Genomic DNA, 3,742 nt, shown 5'->3' on the forward strand with positions numbered 1-3,742 from the left:
CGGCCAGAACCGGAGCTTCGGGCGAAAGGTCGAACTCATCGTCCTCGGCCTGCCCGGATTGGTTAATCCAACCCCCACCCCAACTCCAACCGCGACCCCAACTCCGACCGCGACCCCGACTCCTACGCCCACCCCCACTGGTAACACTTTCTCCAACATCACGCCGCTTCCCATGAGCGGCACTTCCGGCGGCATCGGTCTCGGATCACCCTATCCTTCAGTGATCAACGTCTCCGGCCTCGCTGGCCTCATCACGAATGTGTCGGTTAAGTTAAACGGCATTACCCACTCCTACCCCGCGGATATGGACATCCTGCTCGTAGGCCCTGCCGGCCAAAGTGTTATGCTCCTCTCCGACTCTGGAGGTTCCTCTTCGGTTAGCAACGTCACCCTCACCTTCAGTGATGGCTCCCCTGTCGTCAGCAATTCCAGCCTCACCACCGGAACTTACCGACCCACCGACCGCAACCCCTCCGGCGATAACGACGCTTTTCCTGCTCCCGCACCAGCGCACGGCTCCTGGACGACGACCCTCTCATCATTCAACGGCACCGCCCCCGGCGGCGTCTGGAGTCTCTATGTCATTCACGAGTACACCTCCGGTTCTGGCACGCTCGCCGGTGGCTGGAGCCTTACCTTTGCCACGCAACCTGCGGCGCCCCTGGTCAGCACCGGTGGCGCCTCGATCGTTGCCTCCACCTCCGCTACCATTACCGGCACCATCAATCCCCTCGGCCTTCCCTCCTCCCGCGCTTTCCGCCTCGGCCTCACCCTTCCATACACCGACACCCAGCCGCTGCTTCCCGCGGGCACCGGAACCACCGCGGACACCGTCGTGCTCTCACTGTCCGGCCTCCGCCCCAACTCTCTCTACCATTATCAATTCACCGGACAGAATAGTGTCGGAAGCGCCAACGGCATCGACCGCACCTTCACCACCGCGCCATTCGTCGATACCGACGGCGACGGCCTACCGGATGACTACGAGACCGCCAACGGCCTGAACCCGAACGACCCCACCGATGCACAGCTTGACCGCGATCGCGATGGTCGCACCGAACTGGAAGAGTTTCTTTCCGGGACCGACCCGCGCACCAGCCTCAGCGTCCTGCGCATCAATGATGTCTCCCGTACTGGCGACGACATCGCCATCACCTTCGCCAGCATCTTTGGGAAACGCTACCGCGTACAATACACCTCCAGCCTGCTACAACCTAACTGGAGCACCCTAGAGGACAACGTCCTCGGCACCGGCCAATCCGTCACCGTGAATGACTTTGCCGCGACCGATGGGAACTCGCAGCGTTACTATCGCGTCCTCGCTCTGCCTTAAGCCTTCCTCGGCTTAATCGGCGGGGCTCCGGCAAAGTCTGCATCATTTCCGCGATCCCGCGCGCCCACGCCCAATCCCGTAGGAAATCGAAAGCCAGTAGTTCGTAAGCCGCCACGATCAGCCAGAAAACGATTTGATAGCTCACCTTCGAGCACTTGTGGCGGCACCAACGCTGGGCCAGCAAGGCGCCTGGCCATCCACCGGCCAGCTCCAGTAGATGCAATGTCGCCTCCGCTATCCGCCATTGCCCGGCGCGGGCTCGCTTTTTATCGAGCACGTTCATCAAATACGCCACCCCGCTTACAGCCGCGGCGTATCCCCACTCCATCCACCAGACAAAAGGCAGCCGCGCGAGCGCCATCACTGGTAGAATCAATAAACCGCCCGCGATAATCAGCGACCCCGGGCCAAATCGGCTCCCGCCCTTCATGCCGCCGACCGCTTCCGCCAAGCAGCGCGGTGTACGAGCAAAACGATCAGCCAAACCACGCATGCCAAAAGTCCAGCGGGCAACGTCAGCAACATCAACCACCCCAAGACGCCTAACGTGTAGAGCAGCTCTCCACGATCTGCCCCCGCGATCACGCACGGATGAACTGATCCTTCGTCCACGTGGCAGCCGTAGGCATTAGCCAGCGTCCCAGCTAGTACCACGGAACCAACCGGCGCCAGCATCACGAGCAGAATAAGAGAAAGGACGATCCAATAGATCGCCCACGGGAATTTCTTTCTGACGGATGGCTGCATCGCGCGCCTTCTATCATGGCGGCAGGAACGCCGCGCAACAGACGAACAGCTATCTTCCGAGAAGCTCAGCTTTTTGCCGGACGGCCGCGTCGCGTTGCGCGGAAGCCCAGCTCCAATCTCTGCCTTCCACCCGGCATTTCTGAATCTGATCATCCCACCAATCGAGAGACTTCTGTAGCTGTTGCAGTTGCTGCTCCTTCGCCCGTGCAAGGTCTCTTTGACGCTCTGCCTCGCGCACATTTGCCTGCCGCTGCGCGCGGTCGGCGGCCTCGCGCTGCGCGCTCTCTCTCTCCTGTTCCGACACCCTTTGCCGAGCCCGTTCGGCGTTGACAGCGAGTTGAGGCGTAACGTTTGGATTGGAAGTGGGCTTAAAAGATGATGCGGGAATCTTTAGGGGCGCTGATGGAACAACCGACTGGATCTGTTTACTGGCGACGGCGAGTTGCGTCAGCGCTTCCGTCTGCGCCCTCTGCATCCGGTTCATTTCCTGGTCGGCTTTCTTGATCGCGGGCGCTGCTGCCATTCCCACCGCGCCGATCACAAGAGTGAAGAAAACCACAGTGCAGACGGCGATCCCAGCGAGTGACGCTGCGAACAAAGCGAGTCCCCTATTCACCTGATGAGTGCACATGGCGACAACAGCCGTGATTAAGGCCACCGAGAAAAACAAGTTCCCGGGCGGGAAAAACCAGCTCACCGCCAGTGCAATCCCGAAGCATACCCAACCCGCCTTGAGTGCGGACGTCATCGGGCGGACCTCATTGCTCCTTTCTGCCATCGAAGGTCGGCGGTCATTACCCTGCGGAGGTGGCAACGGTGCGCTCTCGATAGAGTCGTATTTAAGCAACGGAAGCACTTCGTCTATGGTCCGCCAACTCGTGGCCCCCACCTCTTTACACGGATCACTGCGACGCAGTCTCCCGGCCTTGAAAAGAGTCCTTATCTCCTCGCTTGGGAGAGGCGTGTGGTATCCATCCAACAGAATCTCGTAGAGTTTCATCGACGCTCTGAAAGCAAAAGAAGTGCCTCGGGCCGGACCGGTACCCTGGAAAAGCGGCTTTCACCGCGCGCCATCCTGAGCCCCGCTCGCGTTCGCCCGTTCGCCTCGCTACGCTGCTCCGCGCTTTAGGCGCGCATGCGCACCTGGGGCTTCTTCCCCTGGGTGAAACTCGTTCAGTTTAATGCAAACCACCGTGCGCCAGCCATGGAGGGCTTATCTCCCACCGCCGAATCCGTCTTTCCGGCCGGTCTTCGATCATCTCCTCCACAATTTCCCTGGCCATAATCGTGTCGCCTCCGAAAAGCGAAATGCGCCTGCGGCGTCGAATGGTCTTAGAAATATGCGGCCGCGCTTGAACGCATCCACGTTTCGAGAGTAATCCCGGCCTTGAGCATCCGTTGGCGCCGCGGTTGGATCGATTGGCGCTCCTACCGGTTTCGACTACGCTCCAAACCTCAGTAAAGACCAGAACGATAGAAATGGAAAAAAACGCGTCAGAACTCGTAGCCAAAGTCCCGCAGGTCACGCTCATATTTTGGATTATCAAGATCCTGGCGACCACACTGGGCGAGACGGGCGGCGACGCTGTCACCATGTCGTGGTTGGGCGAAACGACTCCCGGAGCCCAAGGCAGCGGTTACCTGATCGGCACGGCCATCTTC

At 60.1% G+C, this 3,742-nt stretch carries 4 protein-coding genes and 1 pseudogene; 2 read left to right on the forward strand and 3 right to left on the reverse strand.

Going from position 1 to position 3,742, the window contains the following annotated elements; translation table 11 throughout:
- Positions 1–1,333, forward strand: a 1,333-nt coding sequence (locus tag ABJF10_RS29895) for a proprotein convertase P-domain-containing protein (protein WP_348548257.1), incomplete at its 5' end; no start/stop codon positions are given.
- Here the strand turns inward: ABJF10_RS29895 and ABJF10_RS29900 are convergent.
- Genes ABJF10_RS29900 through ABJF10_RS29910 form a run of 3 tightly spaced genes read right to left on the reverse strand, consistent with a single transcriptional unit; the run spans position 1,263 to position 2,828 of the window.
- Positions 1,263–1,826, reverse strand: coding sequence for a DUF1294 domain-containing protein (locus tag ABJF10_RS29900; protein ID WP_348548258.1), 564 nt, complete (start codon positions 1,824–1,826; stop codon positions 1,263–1,265). The genes ABJF10_RS29895 and ABJF10_RS29900 overlap by 71 nt on opposite strands.
- Positions 1,760–2,080 carry a hypothetical protein gene (locus ABJF10_RS29905; RefSeq protein WP_348548259.1) on the reverse strand — a complete coding sequence of 107 codons (321 nt, stop codon included), beginning with the start codon at positions 2,078–2,080 and terminating at the stop codon, positions 1,760–1,762. Before ABJF10_RS29905 ends, ABJF10_RS29900 begins: the two co-directional genes overlap by 67 nt.
- A 49-nt stretch (positions 2,081–2,129) precedes the next feature.
- Positions 2,130–2,828 carry a hypothetical protein gene (locus tag ABJF10_RS29910; protein WP_348548260.1) on the reverse strand — a complete coding sequence of 233 codons (699 nt, stop codon included), beginning with the start codon at positions 2,826–2,828 and terminating at the stop codon, positions 2,130–2,132.
- 731 nt (positions 2,829–3,559) lie between these two features.
- On the opposite strand from ABJF10_RS29910, the pseudogene ABJF10_RS29915 reads away from it, so the two are divergent.
- Positions 3,560–3,742 (forward strand): annotated as a pseudogene (locus tag ABJF10_RS29915) (hypothetical protein); the annotation flags it as partial.

Origin of the sequence: Chthoniobacter sp., from assembly GCF_040003245.1 — a bacterium.
Taxonomy (GTDB): domain Bacteria; phylum Verrucomicrobiota; class Verrucomicrobiia; order Chthoniobacterales; family Chthoniobacteraceae; genus Chthoniobacter.